General features: G+C 40.2%; 2 protein-coding genes. Both read right to left on the bottom strand.

Annotation, left to right across the window (positions count from 1 at the left end):
- Positions 1-3,809, bottom strand: a 3,809-nt coding sequence (locus QUA47_RS30210) for a serine/threonine-protein kinase PknK (RefSeq protein ID WP_333433532.1), incomplete at its 3' end; no start/stop codon positions are given.
- Between the two features lie 428 nt (positions 3,810-4,237).
- On the bottom strand, positions 4,238-5,131 hold an 894-nt coding region (locus QUA47_RS30215; protein ID WP_333433533.1), incomplete at its 5' end, for a HAMP domain-containing sensor histidine kinase.

Consider the following 5,131-nt stretch of genomic DNA (forward strand, 5'->3'; position numbering starts at 1 on the left):
TGAGCGTTTTGCATATAAACTTGGGCGATCGTTTCTTTACCCCATGACAGGTAGAATTTGGCAGCAAGTTCGTGAGCAAGTGCTTCTTCGTTGATGTACTCGTTTTCTTTAGCCAGAGCGATCGCTTTGTCGTACATTTCGAGCGCTTCTATTTTTTCGCCTAAAACACGATGCCTTTCTGCCTCTACTAAATAGAACTTGTGCAAATAATTCATCGGGGCATGATGCGCCCATTTCTGCATTTTTTCTTGATTAGCTTTTACTCGGTCAAGAATACCCTCTTGCTCTGACTGTGGAGTATCATAATACACCGCGAACCTTACTAAAGAATCGTAAAAATGGAAGACAGGAACAACGGGCATTCCTACCATTGCATCTAAATACTTCTCTATTCTAGCAGTATTCTCAATTGCTTCCGAGTAATTTTCCAACCAATAACAAAGTAAAATTTTATTCAAATATATGTATGCAACTCCCACTTTGTCGTTTGCTTGCTCGTACAATGGCAACTTCAGCTCCTCATCGCAGGCTTCACCCTTTAGAAGGAAGGGATTTTCACTTTTCCCGAGCAAGTTTAAGGTAGTCTGCCAATAGGTTTCTATATAATTAAGGGCTGTTTTTTGCTTGATTTTATGAGCAGCATCTCTGTAAGTTCCCATCTCTTTTTCAAGGACAGTCAGTTCTTTGCCGCTAAAGTAAGCGAAATAGGAGTACACCATTAAACCATAGCCTGCATATTCTAAATCTCCCGTCTCCAGTCCGCTAGAGTAAACTGATACTAAAGGCTCTAAGGTTTCTCTCAGATTCTCTTTGCAATGTCGGATAAATAGATTTACTATGAAGGCTGTCTTGGCTTTGATTTCTTGAGCATTTAACTTGGAGACTAGACTTAAAGCTAATTGACCGAACTGATAACCTGAGTCAATATCTCCTAAAACTCCACAAAGAAGAAAACCATAATTGGCATAGGCAAAGGGAGAAACGGAAGCATTGCCATATTGGACGGATAAATCTACTTGTTTGCATACCGTCAAGGGCAACAGTGCAGGAGCAACAATGTATGCAGGAGCAAAGATACTTGATAAAAGTTTCATGGCTGCTAGTTTATACGGATCGCTCATTTGAGGCAAGTCAATTAAATCCTCAATTCGCTTCCCGTTCAAAATTGTCGCAGTTTCCCCTACTGCCTGCCCAATATCTGACGGGTTCGGCTCTTGGGGAAACTCCACCCCTAACAGCTTTAAAACTTGTAGCGCTGTATTAACGGCTTCTAGCACCCTGTTCTGTCCCACGTAAGCTTGAATCTGGACTTCATACACTTTTACTGTGTCCAGTAGCGTTTTAGCGCAGTTTTGCACCCTCTCAACAAATCTCAGCATTACTTCAAAATCACCGCTCAAAAAAGCTGTCTCTGCTGCTTCCTCATGCAGCGCTAATGTTAATTTATACTGATAAGTCCAGCTATCTTCTACTAACAGTCCCAACCCTGCTTGCAAATATTTAAGCGCAGACTCATGGGCTGTAGCTGCTTTGGCTTTTTGACCGGCAATTAAATTCAGTTTAGCAATTTCAGTTCGTTCGGATTGATCGGCAACCCCTTCAATTCCTAGATTCAAATGATCGACGATCGCAAATATGTCTTCCGTTCGCTTCTCTGTCGAGGTATTTTGCCAAAGCAGGCGACCGATTTGTAAGTGAACAGTTTTTTTAGAACTTTCCTCAATCAGAGCATAGGCTGCTTGTTGCACGCGATCGTGCAAAAACTTGTAAGTAGTAATGATTAGATGAGACTGAATAATTTCTTCTTCTGTCGTGCCTAATTCAGAAGTGGCTAAAATTAACCCATCTTGGATCGCGGACACTAGCTCTTTAAAAGTTTCGGCGGTAGATTTTTCATTAACAATTGACAGAGTGTTTAAGTCAAAACTATTGCCCACACAAGCGGCTAACCGTAAAATCTGTTGAGTTGAGCCTGGCATCTTTCTCAATTTCCCGACCATCAACTCAACCACGTTATCGGTAATACCTACTGCTTCGATTTCTGAAATTTTCCAATCCCAGCTTCTTTGCTGAAAATGGAAATTTAGTAGTTTTTCTTCATAGAGACTTCTGAGAAACTGATTGACAAAAAAAGGATTGCCTTGAGTTTTTCCAACGACTAACTCAGCTAGGGGTATGACCGCTCCTTTATCTCTACGCACAGTATCAGCAATCAAATTAGCGATATGTTCGATATCTAAGGGAGTTAAGGTAATTTGGTTAATAGTAACATCTTGCTTTTGCAACCCATCCAGCGTCATTATCAGAGGATGCGTGGGGCTCACTTCGTTATCTCGATAAGCTCCAAGTAGAAATAAATATTTCGTTTCCTCATCTGCCATCATTACTTGCAGCAGTTTCAGAGTAGCGGAATCAGCCCATTGCAAATCATCTAGAAAAATGACTAAGGGATGCTCGACTGAACAAAACACCCGGATAAATTTTTGAAATACTAAATTAAAACGATTTTGTGCTTCTGTAGCACCTAACTCTTGCACGGGTAGCTGTTTCCCAACGATGAGTTCTACGTCGGGAATGACATCTATAATAATTTGACCGTTATCACCAAAAGCTGCTAAAAGTTTTTCTTTCCAGGCGCCCAGTTGCGTTTCGCTCTCAGTTAATAGTTGTTTGACTAAGGACCCAAAAGCTTTGACAACAGCCGCATAAGGAACATTGCGTTGAAATTGGTCGAATTTTCCGGCAATAAAATAGCCGCTTGCCTTAGTAATCGGTTTATAAACTTCTTGCACTAAGGCTGATTTGCCAATGCCAGAGTAACCCGACACTAACATGATTTCTGTTGTGCCATTGCTGACGCGCTCGAATGCTGCTAATAAGGTTTCAATTTCTCGTTCTCTACCATAAAGTTTTTGGGGAATTTGAAACTTATCTGTAATATCTTTTTGGGCGATCGCAAAATCTGTAATCGTTCCTTTAGCCTTTAGCTGTTCCAGGCATTCTTCTAAATCTACGATGATTCCCCAAGCACTTTGGTATCTTTTTTCAGCCGTTTTTTCTAACAGCTTCATTACTATATCAGAAACGGCTTTAGGAATTTCTATTTCTGCCTTGATTTCATGGGGCGGTACTGCTTGTTTAGCAATATGCCAATGGACTAATTCCATTGCATCGTTATAATCGCATGGCAGTTGCCCCGTTAGCAGTTCGTAAAAAGTGACTCCTAATGAGTAAAAGTCCGTGCGGTAGTCGATCGCTCGGTTCATTCTGCCTGTTTGTTCCGGCGATATATAGCTGAGAGTGCCTTCTAAAACATTAGGATTTTTGAGGGTAGGATTCTCACGATTTAAAACAGTAGAAATGCCAAAATCTATGATTTGAACTAGGCCTGTTGTCGAGTTAATAATAATATTGCTGGGGTTGATATCTTTATGAATAATATTATGTTGATGAAGGTCGCCTAAAGCTCGGGTTATTTGAATAGCGGTTGCCAAAAACTCTTCTAAGGTAAGTTTGTGAGAAGCCAACCACAGGTTAAATGACTTTCCACCAGAATCCTCGAAAATAATAACTAAACTGTTCTGGTATCTTTCTATGCTGTAGGTTTTAGGTACACTTTCTAGGTTAAGATTGCGTGTAATTTCGTATTCCTGCTTGTATCTGACTAACGAAGCTGGCATCGGATAATCTTGCTTGAGAAATTTGAGAATTACCCGTTGGTTGTCTTGCTTTCTCAATCCTCGGTAAACTAAAGAATTGTTACTTTCATGTATTTGGTTGGTAATCTCGTAGCCAGCTAAGTTAATCATTTTTGCAGCCTATTTTAAGAAGAAATACACATTTTTTTAGCCATTATCAATTTGTAAGTAGATGTACCATCTCATATAAAGACTAGCTTGCACTTTAAACAAAATTTAAATTTCACCTAAAAAAATATTAATTTTTACATTTCTTAAAAAAAATACAAATAAAGATTTATGTTAGGAGGGAGCTCGCTCTACAGTTTCCTCCAAAAGCAGGCAGAACAGAGTGAAGGGCTCTCGCCGTTGAGCTTCCTCGGAGATTTGTACCGCTTGTGATAGTTACTAGATCGATCGTCAGATATGCCTAGACCCGCATCTGAGTTAAATCCTTCAGCCCATAGCATTTTTTGAGAGGATTCTTAGTTGAAAAACCGTAAATACTCTTGTCCATTGCTGCTCACCTATTTTTATTACTGAACTTTTGATTTAGGAAACTACGGTTGTGAATCGATTTGGACGGGTAGCTTAATAATAAATTTGGTGCCTACTCCGACCTCACTTTTAGCTTCTATTTCACCCAGAAGTTTTTGGGTAACTAAATTGTAGACAATATGCAATCCCAACCCGCTACCACCCTGACCGCGTTTTGTAGTAAAGAATGGCTCGAAAATTTTACTTAAATTTTCTGGGGGAATGCCTTGACCGTCATCGGAATATTCAAATCTAAGTCGAGAGCCCTCTTGCTGCCAATCAAAAGCCAGCTTTCCACTAGCGCCCGGTTCGTAAGCGTGAATCAGAGAGTTCATCAGCAAATTTGTGATAACTTGGGATAATGCACCTGGATAAGAATCTAGGACTATTTTAGTGTCTCCTTTAATTTCGATCGAATGTTTGCTATTTCTCAATTTCGGTTTTAATTGGATTAAAATTTCATCGAGATAATCTCTTACCAAGAAAGTTCGCCGTTCTTCGCTGGAGCGATCGACTGCTACTTCTTTAAAGCTCCGAATTAATGCTGCTGCTTGATTGAGATTAGTTAGAAGAGAGTTGCTGCTAGTGGTGGCTATCTCCAAAAATTCTTCGAGTTCCGAGCGTTTCATTTTGCCACTGTTATAAGTAGAAGCAAATTCTGTGGTATGTTCTGCTAAAGCTGACGCAACGGTGACGCCAACGCCGATGGGAGTATTAATTTCGTGGGCGACGCCTGCAACTAATCCTCCCAGCGATGCCATTTTTTCGGCTTCCACTAGCTTACTTTGAGTAGCTTTTAAGTTATCTAAGGCGTTGGATAATTCGTGGGTGCGATCGCTGACTAATTGCTCTAAGTTTTGATTGAACTCCTGCAAGTTATTGTAGAGTTGGGCATTTTCAATGGAAATGGCTATTTG

Origin of the sequence: Microcoleus sp. MON2_D5, from assembly GCF_036701905.1 — a bacterium.
Taxonomy (GTDB): Bacteria; Cyanobacteriota; Cyanobacteriia; order Cyanobacteriales; family Microcoleaceae; genus Microcoleus.